Source organism: Rhizobium sp. HT1-10 (assembly GCF_049472505.1).
Lineage (GTDB): Bacteria > Pseudomonadota > Alphaproteobacteria > Rhizobiales > Rhizobiaceae > Rhizobium.
This window is the reverse complement of record NZ_JBCEBQ010000011.1, coordinates 1-16153: the sequence shown is the minus strand read 5'-3', so window position 1 is coordinate 16153 and position 16153 is coordinate 1. Positions and strand designations below refer to the sequence as shown.

Sequence of the window (16153 nt, the reverse complement as noted above, 5' to 3'; positions counted from 1 at the left end):
TATGACGTATAAAAATTCCTAAATCGATTTGAAAAATATTTGTGCTTCGCTGACTCGCGGCGGATTTTTCGCAGGTCGTGCCTGTTATAAAAATTTGGCTTAAAAAAACCATTCTCGTCGATATACTCCCCCTCATGGAGCCCTATCTACCTCCCCAGACGCATCCGACCAATCGCCAACAAAAGTGGAGCAATCTATGAAGTATGCGACGCGATCGGCCAATTCGGCTTTTTTCAACGCCGCGAAATCCGGCACGTTTCCTCCGACCGGTGGCGCTATGAAGCGGGGATTCGATATCGCCCTGGCCTCTCTCGCTTTGCTTTTTCTCAGCCCTGTGTTTCTCATGCTGGTTGCATTGGTGAAATTCACGAACAAGGGACCGGCCCTCTACGGCCATTCTCGCATCGGCCACAACGGTCGCACCTTTCGCTGCCTGAAATTCCGCACCATGGTTGTCGATGGCGATCAGGTGCTGCGCAAGCACCTCGATTCGAACCCGGCGGCGCGCGAGGAGTGGCTGGCGACCCGCAAGCTGCAGGACGATCCGCGTGTCACGTCTGTCGGCACGGTTCTCCGCAAGCTGAGCCTGGATGAGCTTCCCCAGCTCATCAACATCATCCGCGGTGAGATGAGCATCGTTGGCCCTCGTCCGGTCGTGGAAGATGAGCTGATGCTCTATGAAGGCGCGGCTTCCTACTACCTCAAGGCCCGTCCCGGCCTGACGGGGCTTTGGCAGGTCAGCGGTCGCAACGACGTGTCTTATGCAGAACGCGTTGGCCTCGACACGCACTATGTCAAGAACTGGTCGCTGCGCAGCGACATGATGATCATCGCCAAGACGATCCCGGCCGTCTGCCTGTCGCGCGGCAGCTATTGAGTGCCATACCGATCCTGATGCTTGCGTCCACATGGGCCGCCATCAGGATCGGACCTAACCCTGGATGGTGCGTCGATCTCCACGTGCCAGCTGCCGGCTACCACCTAAAAGGTATCGTCGGCGGCGTCGCTGCGCTATAGCGGTTCACCGCTAGCACATCGAAGACGAGACTGGAGATTTCCCATGGCCGCGACCATCCGTTATCATGAGGGTGACATTCCCGCAGCCGACGCTGCGCGCTACACCGGCGCGATTGCCATCGATACGGAAACACTCGGCCTCGTCCCCCGCCGCGACCGCCTCTGTGTGGTACAGCTGTCGCCGGGTGACGGCAGTGCCGATGTGATCCGTATTGCCGCCGGCCAGACGCAGGCGCCAAACCTGGTTGCCATGCTGGCCGATCCCGCGCGCCAGAAAATCTTCCACTATGGCCGCTTCGACATCGCCGTGCTGTTTCACACCTTCGGCGTCACAACCGTTTCCATCTTCTGCACCAAGATCGCCTCCCGCCTGTGCCGGACCTATACCGACCGTCACGGCTTGAAGGACAATCTGAAGGAAATGCTGGAGGTCGACGTATCAAAGGCCCAGCAGCAGACCGATTGGGCGGCAGACAAGCTTTCGCAGGCGCAGCTGGAATATGCCGCCTCCGACGTCCTCTATCTGCATGCGCTGCGCGACAAGCTCACCCAGCGTCTGGTGCGTGACGGGCGAATCGATCACGCCGAAGCCTGCTTCACCTTCCTGCCCACCCGTGCAAAGCTCGACCTGCTTGGCTGGGACGAGACCGATATCTTCGCCCATAGCTGAGAAAACCCAAATTTTCTGGCCGACAAGCGGGTTGGATTGCGATGACGATCGCTTCCTTAACGGCTTGTTAATGATCGTCGGCATATTTTTATCCGTGACTCTCTGCATTCGACCAGCGCGATGATGCGCCATACGGCCGCTCTACGGCTTTGGAATGCGCTGGCTGTGTGCGCCAGCCCTGTATTCGCCCTGTGTCTTTTTTAGCCTGTCCGATAGGAGCATGCCATGTTGCCTCCGGTTTCAGTCATTGCCGCGTCCAGTTCCGCCGTCACGCCTCGCGAGGTTCTTGCAGCGACGGAAGCGCTGGCAAGCCAAACGACCGCACCCGACGGCGCTCTCGCCCTGTCGCTCGCCGTCAACTCCAGCGTCGAAGGCAAGCTCAACATGCTGCTGATCAATGCGCGGGAAAGAATGATCAACAGCCTTTTTGCCGTCATCGATGCGGTGAGCCGATCGCTGGCCTTGCCGCGCGACGCGGGGGAAACCAATGCCGCTTACGCGTTGCGGCTCGCCGACACCGTAAGCGGATTATCGCCAAAGGAGATGTCCGCCCTGCAGCAAAGTCTGGCGGCGCGCGGGCAGACTGCGCCGCTGGCATTGGTGGCAGCCGCCCTGCACGATCCCGCTGGCCCCCAAGCCGCGCAACTCGTCGCCTATCTAGAGGTGGTGCGCTACAAGGAAAAAGATCTGGCGACGAGAACGGTCGTTGCCTCCTATGGGCAGAACGACGGCAACGCCGAAACAGGCACCAAGACCCCTGCCGCGCCGGTGCGATCAGCCCCCGCCCAGGCGGCCATGCTGGCGGCACCGCCCGTAACGCTGCCGCCCCAGTCTGCTCTCCGCACGCAGCCCACAGATCCCGTTCCGCAGAGCGGTCGCGCGCCGGAACCGGTCGATGCCCCCGAACCTCCGGCAGCAGGGCAAGCCCGGCCCGATGCGGCCACTTATCCGCCGACCCCGCAGCCGGCAACCGCACGGATGCAGAGTGCCGCCGGCCCGACACCGCAGCCAGCGCCCCCCGAAGCCACCCCGGCTCAGATTGAGGCTTCAACCGACCCGGCGACAGCGCCTCGTGCAAACCAGCAGATCCAGGCCGATATCAAGGAGGGACTGAAGGTGGTCTTCGACCGCCTTGTCCAGGCAACCGGCACCCAGCTTCTGCAGACGCTGGACGAAGCCGCGCCTCTGGCCGACAAGGCCATCGCCCAGGCGCTGATTGCCGACATGATCGACGGTACCGAGCTCAGCAGCTTGCCGGCGCCGGACCTTGCAAGGACAGCAACGTCAGCCACCGCCGTTCCCAACGCGCCCGCGGCTCAGCCCATTGCGAACCGGCCCGAGACGCCGATTTTGGCGGCGGCTGCCGGCCAGGCGGCGGAAGACCGGCCGGAGCAAGCCCCATCCCTCGAACGCCAGGCGCCGGTCCTCCCGTCAGTCCTTCCGCCGGGCGTTGCCGTCGGCTTCGTCACCGCGCCCTACGCGCCGGCCATAGATGCGGTGAAAAGGAAGGACGCTGGACGCATCGACCGCGTCGATGCGGTGGATGACGATCAACAGGACGAACAGGGCCATCAGGCCAAGCAGGATGCCGAGCCCGAAGATGAGCCGGAAACACCTGCCGAGGAAGCGCTCGACATACTGGAGGCGCATGCCGATGAGGCACAGCAAGGAGCAACGGCAACGCGGTTCAACCGCTCCGAGCTTGCCGTTTTGCCACGTCCTGCACCGGCCGAACCGCCTGCAAGCCAAGGCTACGATCTCTACAGGCGCATGGGCGCCTGAACCGGCCAGGGCCGCGACTACGAAAAAACCCGCCGGATCGCTCCGGCGGGTTTCTCAATTCATGGGGCTTGCGAAGATTATTCGCCGCGGTTCTTCAGAGCCGCGCCGAGAATGTCGCCGAGCGACGCGCCAGAGTCGGACGAGCCGAACTGTGCGACGGCTTCCTTCTCTTCAGCGATTTCGAGCGCCTTGATGGACAGCATGATCTTGCGGTCCTTCTTGGAGAAGTTGGTGACGCGGGCGTCGAGGATCTGACCGACCGAGAAACGCTCAGGACGCTGCTCGTCACGATCGCGCGACAGGTCGGCGCGACGGATGAACGACGAAACGTCTTCATGCTCGACGAGCTTCACTTCAATGCCGCCTTCGTTGACTGCGGTCACTTCGCACGAGACAACCGCATTCTTGCGGAGTTCGCCCGAGGTGGCTGCGTCGCCGACTGCGTCCTTGCCGAGCTGCTTGATGCCGAGCGAGATACGCTCCTTCTCGATGTCGACGTCGAGAACCACGGCCTTGACCATGTCACCCTTGTTGTACTCCTCGATGACCTGTTCGCCTGGACGGTTCCAGTCGAGGTCGGAGAGGTGCACCATGCCGTCGACGTCGCCTTCGAGGCCGATGAACAGGCCGAATTCGGTCTTGTTCTTGACTTCGCCTTCGACTTCAGTGCCGGCCGGATGGCTATGGGCAAACGCCTGCCATGGGTTTTCGAGGGTCTGCTTGAGGCCAAGCGAGATACGACGCTTGGTCGGGTCGACTTCGAGAACGACCACTTCGACTTCCTGCGTCGTCGACAGGATCTTGCCGGGGTGTACGTTCTTCTTGGTCCAGGACATTTCCGAGATGTGGATCAGGCCTTCGATGCCGGGTTCCAGTTCAACGAATGCACCGTAGTCGGTGATGTTCGTGACGGTACCGGAGATCTTCTTGCCTTCAGGATACTTGGCCTGGATGCCATCCCAAGGATCAGACTCGAGCTGCTTCATGCCGAGCGAGATACGGTGGGTTTCCTGGTTGATGCGGATGATCTGAACCTTGACCTGCTGGCCGATGGACAGGATTTCCGACGGATGGTTGACGCGGCGCCATGCCATGTCGGTCACGTGCAGCAGACCATCGATACCGCCGAGGTCGACGAACGCACCGTAATCGGTGATGTTCTTGACGACGCCGTCGACAACCTGGCCTTCTTCGAGGTTCTGGACGATTTCCGAACGCTGTTCAGCGCGGGATTCTTCAAGAACGGTACGACGCGAGACAACGATGTTGCCGCGACGCTTGTCCATCTTGAGGATTTCGAAGGGCTGCGGGTTGTGCATCAGCGGCGTGACGTCGCGGATCGGACGGATGTCGACCTGCGAACGCGGCAGGAAGGCGATGGCACCGTCGAGATCGACCGTGAAGCCGCCCTTGACCTGGTTGAAGATCACGCCTTCGACGCGCTCTCCGGCTTCGAACTTGGCTTCGAGCTTGACCCAGCTCTCTTCGCGGCGAGCCTTCTCGCGCGACAGAACGGCTTCGCCCAGCGCATTTTCGATGCGTTCAACGTAAACTTCGACTTCGTCGCCGACCTTGAGTTCGCTACCCTTGGAGCGGGCGCCGAATTCCTTGAGGGCGATGCGACCTTCGACCTTCAGGCCGACGTCGACAACCGCAACATCCTTTTCGATGGCGGTGACGATACCCTTGGTAACGTAGCCTTCGGCCAGATCGTTCTTGGCAAAAGACTCTTCGAGCAGAGAGGCGAAATCCTCGTGCATGGCTACAGACATAAAATCTCCTGGCGTGTCTCGGATGGTCTCGGACACTAGGCGCCGGTGGGTTGTTTTGATGAACCTGGTTCTCATCCGCCCTCTCTGAGAGGACAATCCGGCGCGGGGACAAGAATTCAGGCTTTGCTTGATGCAACAGCGCCTCGTGCTGGGCACGCGACGCCGACTTTATTTAGGCATTTCGGTTCAGGGCGGCATCGATGATGATTTTAGCCGCTTGAAACGCCGCCTCTATACTCATTTCCGAGGTATCAAGCAAGTGCGCGTCTGCAGCCGGGCGCAAAGGGCTGTCGGCCCTCCCCATGTCCCGCTCGTCGCGCCGCTTTACGTCGTCGAAAATCGCCTGGTAATCGGCCGCCCCACCGTTTCCGGTGATCTCGTCGTAGCGGCGCCGGGCGCGGATTTCGGGCGAAGCGGTCACGTAGAATTTAACCGGCGCGTCGGGGCAGACGACGGTGCCGATGTCGCGGCCGTCGAGCACGGTGCCCGGCAGCATCCGCGAAAACTGCCGCTGCGCCTCCACCAGCGCGCGGCGCACCGACGGCATGACGGCAACCTTCGAGGCCGCTTCGCCGATCTCGTGGCGCGACAACACGGCGCGGTCGAGCCCGCCAAGATCAAGCTTTGCCGCCACGCCTTCCGCAACTGCCTCGTCGTCAAGCGGCAGGCCGGCATCGAGCAGCGCCTTGGCGGTGGCGCGGTAGGCGAGGCCGGTGTCGAGATGAGAAAAGCCGTAGGTCTCGGCAATCCTGCGCGACAGCGTGCCCTTGCCGGCAGCGGCCGGCCCGTCGATGGCGATGATCATGCCGTTCTCCTGCTCTCTGTTGCTCACGGCGCGTCGTGCTCGCGCACCAGGGCCGCCATGGCCGCCGCGTCGCTGGTGACGTCTGGTCCGGCCAAAAGCCCTTCCACCACACCGTTGCGATCGGCTTCGGAGCGGTTCTGGCTGACTTTCCACTTGCCGTCGATCGCGGCAATGTCGATTTCGATACCGACGATGCCCTTGATCTGCGACGCGACGAAGGCTTCTGGCGCGTCACCGACGGCCCAGGGCTCTGCGCGCCGATCTTCCTGGCCGCGGGTCAGCGCCTCGATCTGCGCGCGGATCCAGGCGGCGTCCTCGATAATGCGTGCCGGGCCGCGCACCTGCACGATGGCATAATTCCAGGTCGGCACGACCTTGCCGGTCTCCTGCTTGGTCCGATACCAGGAGGGGGTCACATAGGCGTGCGGCCCTTGGAAGACGACCAGCACCGGCGCGCCGTCGCGGATCTCCCGCCACTGGCCATTCGCACGTGCCACATGCGCCTGAAGCCGGCCCCTCTCGCCCAACGACGGATCGAGATGGAAGGGTATGGCATTGGCGACCGGACCGTCGGCGCCCGAGGAGATCAGCAGCCCGAGCGGATGGGCGCGGATCAGCCCATGCTGGAAATCGATGCGGTCTTCCCGGAAATGCGGCGGCTGGTACATGGCAACCTTCGACGAGGAACATGCCCGACCGGCAGGGCATGTGCGGCAGGCGTGGCGCGATTTATCACGACTTGGCCGCTTCCGACCAGTCGTCGAAGGCGGTTTTCTGACCGATATCAGTCGTTCCATCGGCGCGAATTGCACGCCTTTCCCGGCATTCCGGGCATCGCCGAGAGGCCCCTGGCGAAGTTAGGCTTTGACAGAAACGGCCATACCGACTATGGGGACCGGCTTAATAATTCCCTATGAAACGCCGGCTTGCACGGCACTGCCGATATTTCTTCGGCCATTCACGAGGCTATGACAGTGGCGAAAGCGGAACTTGGAACGAAGCGTACCGACCCGGACACCGGCAAGAAATTCTACGACCTGAACCGCGATCCCGTGGTTTCTCCCTATAGCGGCAAGTCCTGGCCGCTGTCCTTCTTCGAAGAAACCGCAGCTGCCGTGAAGGAAGTTCCGGAAGAGGAAGAGGTCGCGGAAGTCGACGCAGAAAACACCGAAGTCGAACTGGTATCGCTGGAAGAAGCCGATGAAGCGGCATCCGGCGACGACATCCCGGATATCGGCGACGACGAAGTCGAAATCGACGGCGACGACGATGACGACGACACCTTCCTGGCGCCTGATGAAGACGACGATGACGACGATATGAGCGACATCATCGGCGTCACCGGCGATGACGACGAAGTCTGACCTGCGCTTTTCGGCCCGCGCAAAGAAAATTGCGCGGGCTCTGATTTTTCGGCTTGCTATCTGAAATTACCAGACGTAATAAGCCGCCACCCCGACGAACGAAGCGTTCGACGGGGACCCAGGCCGGACAATCCGGACCATTTCGATGGGGCTATAGCTCAGCTGGGAGAGCGCTTGCATGGCATGCAAGAGGTCAGCGGTTCGATCCCGCTTAGCTCCACCAAATCTTGCTTATAAATCGGTATCTTCCACGTGCGCAAGCGCTTAGCGCCTGCACATCCGTCTTCGGGTACCCCCAGTATCCATATGGAGTACACTTTGGGGACTTTATGTTCTGCACGCGGGCTGCCTCCCCACGTCGTCTTGATCGAAAAGTGTCTGACATATGGTACGTTGGAGTCTTGATTGCCGCATTGTTTACCTCCGCAAGAGGCTATAGCTTAGTCAGCTCAAAGACCGGCTGGGGTGGAACTGATCTATGGAATATGAGCTTATCTCCGACGAAGATTATTATCATCTTCCACCCGAAGCGACGAAACGCTTTCTGGCGATTGAGCAAGTGTGTCGGAGGAATATGACAGCAATAGTCAGCAACGAGACATCTCAAAGCTACAATGCGCTCATCCGCACGCAATATATGACTATAGTGAGCGCAACAGCCGAGGAGCTCGGGGTGGAAGGCGTGAACTACATCGATAATTATGACAGCATAGATCAAGACCTTGCTGAATTCATGCGACGTGTTAGCGGGGTTACGGCAAAGCTAAGGCTCAGACACTCCCCCCAGGCTGACGAATTGTCTGTACGGCTAGCCAACAAGACGAAGGGCCTCATCGAGCACGAACTGACAAGCTTCGGGATGCTATCGCCGATAGTCAACTTTCCGATGAAAAAAAGAAAAATCTAATAGCCAAAATCGAGGATTTCCGTACGGAGCTTCATAAGGATCGACTTCGCTTTGGTTTTTCAATGGCTGTTCTTGCGACGCTAGGAGCAAGCCTTGTAGGTGGCACTTCATTTCTCGCCGATGCACCAAACGCAATTGCCACGATAACGCACCTTATAGGCGTTGATAAGGAACATGAGGTTGCTGAGGTTTTCAGACTTCAAGGCCCACCGGGGCCAAAAGCTATAACTCACCAATCCGCCACTAATAACAACCGTTCCCCGACTGAACTAAACGATGATATTCCGTTTTGAGCACTATCTATGAGCAGGCTTACCTATCATCTTGGTAAGTACCATCACGAACCTCCCCTAACGCCTGACTTAACAGCGAATGCAGCGCCCTTCATACTCCTAAGCAACCTAGGAGAAGGAGGAGGCTGACGAAGCCGGGGGGTGTCGTCAGCCTCTAGCGAGATAAGGCTCTCGCTGTTCGCCTATGTGGGGCAGAGGCGAGATTTGCAAATGCCACGCGAAAATGAGCCAAAGCTGACGGGCAGGCAGGTGACGGCGAAAAAAGTCGACCGGACGGTCACCAAGCATATCACATTGTCTTGAACCGGCTTGGCCGGGGGTGCGCGCCTTCGTCGTCAGCGGAACAGCGACAGCAGCCTTTGCGGCGCCTGATTGGCGATCGACAGCGATTGCACGGCCAGTTGCTGCTGGGTCTGCTGGGCCGCCAGCTTCGACGATTCGCTTTCCATATCCGCATCGACCAGGCGGCCGACACCCCTGTCGATGGTGTCCATCAGGGAACTGGCGAAGTTCGACTGCATGCCAATGCGCGACTGCAGCGAACCGAGCGTCGCGGCGGCGGCGGTCACCCGGCTCTGCATCAGGTCGAGCCCGCTGATATAGTAGTCGATATCGGTACCCGCGGCGGTAATATCGATATCGGCGAAATTGAAATCGACCGCGCCGCCGGTGTTCTTGGTCGCTGCCGACAGGCTCATGCCGACGCCCGCCTTGGGATAGCGGTTGTTGTCGGCCGTGAGCGTCACTGCACCGCCGCTCGCCGTGGCTTGCAGACCCACCCGCTGCCCGGCGGCATTCAGCACGCTGGCCATGTCGTCGGCCGAGGCGATGATGCCATTGGCACCCGCACCGAGCGCCGCATCGACCGTGCCGCGATCGACGGTCACGGTTGCCTGCGCGCTGCCGCCGACGGCAAAATCGAAGGAAAACGATTGGCCCTCCGGCACCGCGAAACGACTGCCGAAGGTGTAGGATGTGTCCGCATAGACATTGGCGACGGAGGCCGTCGGGGCGTCCGCCAGTCCCAGGGCGGAGCTTCCGACTGTGGATACCACGTTGCTCGTCGCCACGCTGGAGCCGGTGAGCCCCGTCCCCTGCTGCGTCGCGATCGCAAAGCCGCCACCGCCACCAGAGGCCGTGGCCGGCGCTCCCGCCGCCTGAAAGGCCCTATTGAGAACGTCGGCCATATTCTGGCTGGTGCTGATCCTGCCGTTCGACGCAGCACCAAGCGCCGAAATGACGACGCTGCGATCAATGGTGATGGAATAGGACCTGCCGGACGACTGGCTGTCGGCATCGAGTGTCAGGTCGAAGGAGATCGAATCGCTGGCGCCGAAGGTTTGCGCGCCCGTGAAGGCATGGTCCTGATGGCCCGCCTGGCCGGAGGTAGTGGAGCCGGTAAAGCCACCGAGATTGCCGAGGCCGAGCGCATCGTTGTCGGTCTGCAACAGGCCGCCGCCGCCCGTGTTGAAGAGAATGGTCTTCGTCATGTCGATGGCGCTGTCTTCGACGGACACCGAACCATTCGCCGAGCGCACGAAGGCCGATGGCACCGCCGTGGTGACGGCATCGGTGGTCTTCAGATTTTCCGACTGCCCGTAGCTCAGCATGTTGACGCCGTTGAAGCTGGCGCTCGAAGCGATATTCGTCACCTGCTGCTTCAGCTGGTCGAGCTCGCCCTGGATTTTCCATCTGTCGACGCTGCCTTCCTTGGCGGCGATCAGCTTGGCCTTGAAGGCGGACAGCGTGTCGATCACCGAGGTCATGCCGGCATAAGCCGTGTCGACGGTCGCCGCCCCCAGCCCGAGCGCATCGTAGACGGCGGATGTCGCGCCCTTGTCGGAGCGCATCGTGGTGGCAATCGACCAATAGGTGGCGTTGTCGGAGGCCTTGGCGACCTTCAGACCGGAGGAAACATGCTGCTGGGTTGTGGTCAGCTTGCTGTTGACGCTGGCCAGCATCTTCAGCGCCGCCATCGCAGACAGATTCGTCTTGATAGACGACATGCAACCCCCTGGAACTCACACCAAACAAAGCATTTTTTGGAATGGGAGCGTCATGCATCCTAGGGAAGCAGAATCACCAACTTGTCTTAAGTTACAATGAAGTCGTTGGGTAAATTGGACATATACCACAACGAAATCGGATCCCGCGAGTGGCTGGGTCGGCATGTCCCACAACCCGGGAGGCTGCAACCCTGCTGGCAAGCGTGGGGTCTTCACGCCGCCTTAAGGCAGGACAGGTCGGCCTTGTAGGCGTAGATCGTCTTGCCGCGATAGGCCCCCGCCTGGGGTCGCCAGGTCGCAACCGGCAATACCTGTCCGGAGGGGCAGGAGAAGGGACGGAGGGAGACGAACAGCACCGGTTCGTTCAAGCCTTTCGGCACCGCGAACATCTGGTCGTAGTAGCTCTTGGGTGCTCCCGTGCCGACACGCGAATAGAGACCGAACCCCTCGCCCCGCAGCGTGAAGAACATGTCCGCGAGGATATCCCGGTCGTTACTGACGATATCCTTGAGCGACAGCCCCTGCGCCAGTCTTGCCGCGTCCCTGCTCAATTCGCTGCGGCCGATGTAGCGGTCCATCACCGTCGGCCCGGCGGCCGCGCTGATTTCATGGGCAAACACCGGCGACAAAGCCACCAGCACGGAGACCGTCCCATTCAGCAGCAGCGACCATCGCAGCCCCTGCGGCCAGGCGTTCCGCAGCGTGTGAACCGCCAGTGGCATGCCAGCCACATAGGCCGCAACCGCCCAATTCGCATAGGCCTTGGCAACCGTCGCCTGCAGGCAGATCAGTCCGATGACCGGGATCGACAGTAGGAGCAGCAGCTGCGTCCGCCAGTCGCTACCCTCCTTCACGGCCTGATAGAGCGCCACCAGCAATGCCGCGAAGACGATCGGGCCGACGACGCCGAACTGGGCGCCGAAGAATTCCAGCCCGCCCAATAGGCGCAGCTTCAAGTCGCTCCAGTGGGCAATGGTCTCCGTGTGCGTCACGGTAATCATCTGGTTGTTGAGGTTCCACCACAGATTGGGCAGGCTGGCCACCGCCGCCACGGCAATGGCGATGCAAAGGTCACGCCAGGACAGCCGCGCCTTGGGCAGGCAGACGAGACAAACCACCGCGCCCGGCAACAGAAACAGGATGGCATATTTCGACAAGAAAGCTGCCCCGACTGAAAGACCGAAAACAATGGCCACGGGGACGGATGGCTTCTCGGTCAGCACAAGATAGGCCCAAAGCGCAACGGAGAGGAAGAACAGCAGGATAACGTCCGTCGAGAAGAACACCGACGAGAGTGCGACGCCGGGAAGGGTGACATAGGTAAGGCCTGTCCAGGCCGCGACCGAGCGGTCGAACAGACGTTTCGAGACCTGTGTCAGCACAAGCCCGGTGCCCAGGTGAAACAGCGGCCCGCAGACGCGGAGCGCGAAAATGCCGTTCGAACCGGTCACCTCCGCCATCGCGCGAATGATCCAGGCGATCATCGGCGGCTTGGAGTAGTAGCCGAAGGCGAGATGGCGCGACCAAAGCCAGTATTGCGCTTCGTCGACGAAAAGATCGGTGGTGTCGAACGAGAGGGTGATGATTCGCCAGAGCGTCAACGCCACCATGACCGCAACAGCCAGCCGCAGCGAAAGCCTTTGCGGCAGGACCGATCGTAACCTTCGGATGACCCGCTGCGCTTCCCCCGCACCGCTTTCCCACTGGGAGCGGTCCTCCGCGAAGGCGCTTGCGTCTGTGCGGTCACCCGCCGGCGAAATAAGCTGAGAAGACATTGAGAGAAACCGCTGCGAGAACCTGGCTGCGGCTCCTCCTAGCAACGCAATGTTACAACCAGACGGCGCCCCCGCCCGGCGCCACAAAATCATCCCCGCGCCCTGTTGGCAAGATGGTGCTCGATATCCCACCAGCTGCGCTCCATCGCGAAGGCGCCGGAGATGTAGGGGACGCCGATATGACCGAACAGGAAGGACAGCTGCCACTGGGCTTCCTCCTCAGGCAGACCGGCAACCTCCCGGCTATAGATCAGCGAGAACAACCCGGTTCTGTCGGCGCCCGACATGCAATGCACCAGGATCGGCCGCGGCGCGGATTTCATGATGTCGATCAGGTCCATAGCCTTGTCCACGGACAGGATTTTCGTCGCCGACATGCCGAAATCGATATGCTGAACGCCAAGACGCTCCGCAACGGCCGTTTCTTCCGCATACCACCGGGCTTCGTTGCGGCCGCGCAGATTGACGATGGTCTTTATCCCGTATTGCCGAACGTAGTCCTCCAACTGTGCGCGGGAGGGCTGGGCCGAGCGGTAGAGTTGGCCAGGGATGACGGCATGGAAATTACCCGTCAACTGGAGCATTGCGAGATAGGAGCAACAAAAAGTAGCAATGAGCAGGAAGAAAAGCCCGAAATATCGATAATTCGGAACCATCTGCCTGACTATAAGCATTGCTATCCCCCACCGCGTTCTTAAACAAAGCTTGCGGTGAGGCTATATTCGTATTTCTACAGCAATATAAATTTTATACGAATTTTTTATGTACTGCTGCGGATACGGGAAGAGACAGATTTCCCGCGCAGGCCGAGTAGATTTCCGCATACCGATGCAATAGACATGCTCCCACAGAGGGAGAAATTCATGAAGTCGTTCGCAACATCGCTGCTGATCGCCACCGCATTGGCGCTGCCCGCCATGGCCCAGTCCTCCATTTCCAGCGACAGCGGTCGTCTGATCGAAAGCTACAGAGCCTATATCAGCCAGGTCGACATCATGAATTCGAACGGCGAAACGCTGACGGAGGCATGGCAGATCATCCGCCAGGACCGTGCCAACTATCATCGTTTCCACCTGATGGACGCCGGTGACGAAAGCGATTCCTTCTTCGCCAGCGCCGCCAACCGGCAGCGCATGGAGGCGATGCTGGCGCAAGGATCGATCGAGGGCGAGGCCGCCGAGCGAATCCTCTCTGGCGACGCCCACATCCGCGTCGACATCTATGGCCACGGCAATGTCGGCGAACGCATCGACGTCCGCGTCGAGGACTGACGGCGCGGCCGAAGACCGCTGTGGGAGGAGATGCCCACAGGGCCGGCTGGTAAAGCGCCGCCGGGCGCCGCAGTTTTTTCTGGCGTCGCACCGGTCGCCAGCATAGCATGCGACGACCTGCAGCCGTAGAAAACCTCATGACATACCATCGCCGCCGCCTAATCAAGATACGCCGGAAAACGACGGGGCTTGCCCTTGTCGGTCTGATTTCCTTCATTGCCGGCATGACCGATGCGGTTGGCCTCGTGCTCAGCGGCGATTTCGTCTCGTTCATGACCGGCAACACGACACGCGCTGCGATCGCCATTGGCAATGGCGACCACAATCACGCCCTGGTGCTGCTGGCGGCGATCCTGATTTTCGTCTGCGGCAATGCGCTGGGCGTCGTGCTCGCCCATGCCGCCAGCCGGCCGGCCTTCGTCGTGCTCGGTTGGGTCAGCGTCCTTTTGTCGATTGCCTCGACCTTCTCCGCGCCAGACACCGTCACCGTGCAATTCTATCTGGTGGCACTCGCCATGGGCATGGTCAACGCGACGGTCGAGCATATCGAGGGCCTGCCGATCGGGCTGACCTACGTGACCGGGGCACTGTCGCGCTTCGGGCGCGGGATCGGTCGGCTCATCGTCGGCGACCGCGATTTCGCCTGGACGATGCAGATCGTCCCCTGGGTCGGCATGCTGCTCGGCGCCATCGTCGGCGCGCTGCTGGTGCACCACTTTGCCGCCAAGGCGCTGCTTTTCGTCGCCGTCCTGGCGCTGACCGCTGCCTTCCTCACCCTCCTCATCCCGCCGGCCCTGCAACACCGCTACCGCCAGCGCGTGGCCCGCCAGGCACTGCTGTCCCAGCCCTCGCGGTAAAAGCCCGCCCCTCCAGGGCGTATCGGTACCATCTGGCGCGGTTTTGCAGGAACGGCGCCAGCAAGACCCCATTACCGCCGGAGCCACCGCATGTTCGTACTTTCAAAACTCATCTGGATCTTCTTCCAGCCCCTGTCGCTGGCCTTCCTTTTCGGGCTGATCGGATTGATCGCAGCGACGTTGCGCAGACGCCGGCTTGGGCTGGTCTCCGCGGGCATCTCCGTCGCCATTCTGTTTGTCTCCCTCTACACATCGCTGGGGTCGGTCCTGATAGAGCAGCTTGAGGACCGGTTTCCACGGCCGGCCGCAGATCCCACCGCGCTCACATGCATGATCGTCCTTGGCGGCGGCTTCGCCACAGAGGTGACCACCGGTCGAGGCGGCTACGATCTCAACGCCGCCGGCGACCGCTTCGTCGAGGCTCTGCGCCTGGCTAACAAATACCCCCAGTCGCGGATCGTCATTTCAGGTGGCGACGGCACAATCGCCGGCAATCTCGAAGGCGACGCCTTGATCGCCGAACGGATGTTCCTGAGTTTCGGCATCGACAAGAAACGCCTGTTCGAAGACCGCACATCCCGGACGACCTACGAGAACGCCGTCAACACCAAGCCTATTCTCGCCGACAACGGCCTCGGCGATTGCCTGCTGATCACCTCAGGCTTTCACATGCCTCGCGCAATGGGCATCTTCCGCAAGCTCGACATCCCGGTCACGCCATGGCCGGTCGACTACCGCTCCGGCGGCCATGAGACGCTCGGTCTCGACCTCACCCAGCCCTCGCTCAACACCGAGTTGCTCGGCATAGCGCTCCGCGAATGGATCGGCCTCGTCGGCTACTATGCCACCGGTCGCACCGCCGCGCTCTATCCCGGGCCGTAAGCCGCCAGGGCTCAGCGGCGCGACCACCGAGTGGCAAATAGGGCCCAACCATGATCGCGTCAGTTGTCTCCGGGTCAGCTGGGCATCTTCCTCGACGCCTGGATCCCGGCGATGGAAGCGGCCATCAACGCCGAAGCCTGCGGCCTGTCTGCCGATCAGATGTGGCGCAAGATTGTCGAGGCGGCGGATGCAGGCGCGCAGGCCACAGCATCCATGATCGCCGCCCGCGGTCGCTCGGCGCGGCTTGGCGAGCGATCGCTCGGTCATATCGACCCCGGCGCGGCTTCTGCCGCCATCATTCTCCACGCAATGAAGAGAAGTTTCGTCAATGGTGAGGAAGGGTGAGCTGGCAACATCACCGCACGGCTTCGCAGAGGCCAGCCACCGCCCATAAACGCAAAAATCCCGCAGCGTTGGCTACGGGATTGTGTGATTGATTTGGTTGCGGGGGCAGGATTTGAACCTGCGGCCTTCAGGTTATGAGCCTGACGAGCTACCGGGCTGCTCCACCCCGCGCCAATGACTGGCCTTTTGCCGGTCGTGTGTTTGCCAATTGGCAAATCATTAAAAGCAAGAAAGCCGCGTGAGCGGCTTTTGGTACCGACTGCGTGTCGGTTATGATGTGTGAATGAGATTATGTTGTGTTTAGCAGACCTGGCAGCGACCGACTCTCCCGCGTCTTAAGACGGAGTACCATAGGCGCAGGGGCATTTCACGGCCGTGTTCGGAATGGGAACGGGTGCAGCTGCCCC

At 60.9% G+C, this 16153-nt stretch carries 14 protein-coding genes, 2 tRNA genes, 1 rRNA gene and 1 pseudogene; 10 read left to right on the top strand and 8 right to left on the bottom strand.

The genetic code is table 11. The features are described from left to right. Positions 1-196: 196 nt before the first annotated feature. The 3 genes from VH564_RS22130 (at position 197) to VH564_RS22120 (ending at position 3469) form a co-directional block, all read left to right on the top strand. Positions 197-877 (top strand): sugar transferase, encoded by a 681-nt coding sequence (locus tag VH564_RS22130; RefSeq protein WP_423342018.1) that lies wholly within the window; start codon positions 197-199, stop codon positions 875-877. A 183-nt stretch (positions 878-1060) separates the two neighbouring features. Further along, positions 1061-1687 (top strand): ribonuclease D, encoded by a 627-nt coding sequence (locus tag VH564_RS22125; RefSeq protein WP_423342017.1) that lies wholly within the window; start codon positions 1061-1063, stop codon positions 1685-1687. A 225-nt stretch (positions 1688-1912) separates the two neighbouring features. Then, positions 1913-3469 (top strand): hypothetical protein, encoded by a 1557-nt coding sequence (locus VH564_RS22120; protein WP_423342016.1) that lies wholly within the window; start codon positions 1913-1915, stop codon positions 3467-3469. A gap of 77 nt (positions 3470-3546) precedes the next feature. On the opposite strand, the gene rpsA is transcribed toward VH564_RS22120, so the two are convergent. The 3 genes from rpsA to VH564_RS22105 all read right to left on the bottom strand — a co-directional run bounded on the left by rpsA (position 3547) and on the right by VH564_RS22105 (position 6714). Continuing rightward, positions 3547-5241: a 30S ribosomal protein S1 gene (gene rpsA / locus VH564_RS22115; protein WP_423342015.1), complete on the bottom strand. Its 1695-nt coding sequence runs from the start codon at positions 5239-5241 to the stop codon at positions 3547-3549. Between the two features lie 172 nt (positions 5242-5413). Further along, complete coding sequence (cmk, locus tag VH564_RS22110; protein WP_423342014.1) at positions 5414-6046, bottom strand: (d)CMP kinase; 633 nt, start codon at positions 6044-6046, stop codon at positions 5414-5416. 23 nt (positions 6047-6069) lie between these two features. Beyond that, positions 6070-6714 carry an FMN-binding negative transcriptional regulator gene (locus tag VH564_RS22105; RefSeq protein ID WP_423342013.1) on the bottom strand — a complete coding sequence of 215 codons (645 nt, stop codon included), beginning with the start codon at positions 6712-6714 and terminating at the stop codon, positions 6070-6072. Positions 6715-7020: 306 nt separating this feature from the next. Between VH564_RS22105 and VH564_RS22100 the strand changes: the two genes are divergently transcribed. From VH564_RS22100 to VH564_RS22090, 3 genes are all read left to right on the top strand, one after another. Next, on the top strand, positions 7021-7410 hold the full coding sequence (locus VH564_RS22100) for a TIGR02300 family protein (protein ID WP_423342012.1): 390 nt from the start codon (positions 7021-7023) through the stop codon (positions 7408-7410). Between the two features lie 147 nt (positions 7411-7557). Next, positions 7558-7633: transfer RNA gene (locus VH564_RS22095), tRNA-Ala, on the top strand. A gap of 255 nt (positions 7634-7888) precedes the next feature. Continuing rightward, entirely contained in the window at positions 7889-8317 is a 429-nt protein-coding gene (locus VH564_RS22090; protein ID WP_423342011.1) for a hypothetical protein, read from the top strand. Positions 8318-8945: 628 nt separating this feature from the next. Here VH564_RS22090 and VH564_RS22085 read toward each other — a convergent pair. The 3 genes from VH564_RS22085 to VH564_RS22075 all read right to left on the bottom strand — a co-directional run bounded on the left by VH564_RS22085 (position 8946) and on the right by VH564_RS22075 (position 13065). After that, positions 8946-10616 carry a flagellin gene (locus VH564_RS22085; protein WP_423342010.1) on the bottom strand — a complete coding sequence of 557 codons (1671 nt, stop codon included), beginning with the start codon at positions 10614-10616 and terminating at the stop codon, positions 8946-8948. A gap of 212 nt (positions 10617-10828) precedes the next feature. Next, the gene (locus VH564_RS22080; RefSeq protein WP_423342098.1) at positions 10829-12226 is read right to left on the bottom strand and encodes an ArnT family glycosyltransferase; all 1398 of its coding nucleotides are present in this window, start codon (positions 12224-12226) and stop codon (positions 10829-10831) included. Between the two features lie 254 nt (positions 12227-12480). Beyond that, positions 12481-13065 (bottom strand): dual specificity protein phosphatase family protein, encoded by a 585-nt coding sequence (locus VH564_RS22075; RefSeq protein WP_423342009.1) that lies wholly within the window; start codon positions 13063-13065, stop codon positions 12481-12483. Positions 13066-13254: 189 nt separating this feature from the next. Between VH564_RS22075 and VH564_RS22070 the strand changes: the two genes are divergently transcribed. The 4 genes and pseudogenes from VH564_RS22070 to VH564_RS22055 all read left to right on the top strand — a co-directional run. Then, positions 13255-13662 carry a hypothetical protein gene (locus VH564_RS22070; protein WP_423342008.1) on the top strand — a complete coding sequence of 136 codons (408 nt, stop codon included), beginning with the start codon at positions 13255-13257 and terminating at the stop codon, positions 13660-13662. A 137-nt stretch (positions 13663-13799) separates the two neighbouring features. After that, positions 13800-14519: a YoaK family protein gene (locus tag VH564_RS22065; protein ID WP_423342007.1), complete on the top strand. Its 720-nt coding sequence runs from the start codon at positions 13800-13802 to the stop codon at positions 14517-14519. 90 nt (positions 14520-14609) lie between these two features. Next, entirely contained in the window at positions 14610-15401 is a 792-nt protein-coding gene (locus VH564_RS22060; RefSeq protein WP_423342006.1) for a YdcF family protein, read from the top strand. A 72-nt stretch (positions 15402-15473) separates the two neighbouring features. Then, positions 15474-15746: pseudogene (locus VH564_RS22055) on the top strand (DAK2 domain-containing protein); the annotation flags it as partial. A gap of 94 nt (positions 15747-15840) precedes the next feature. On the opposite strand, the gene VH564_RS22050 reads toward VH564_RS22055, so the two are convergent. Further along, a tRNA-Met gene (locus VH564_RS22050) sits at positions 15841-15917 on the bottom strand. 136 nt (positions 15918-16053) lie between these two features. Continuing rightward, positions 16054-16153, bottom strand: a 5S ribosomal RNA gene (gene rrf, locus VH564_RS22045); the annotation flags it as partial.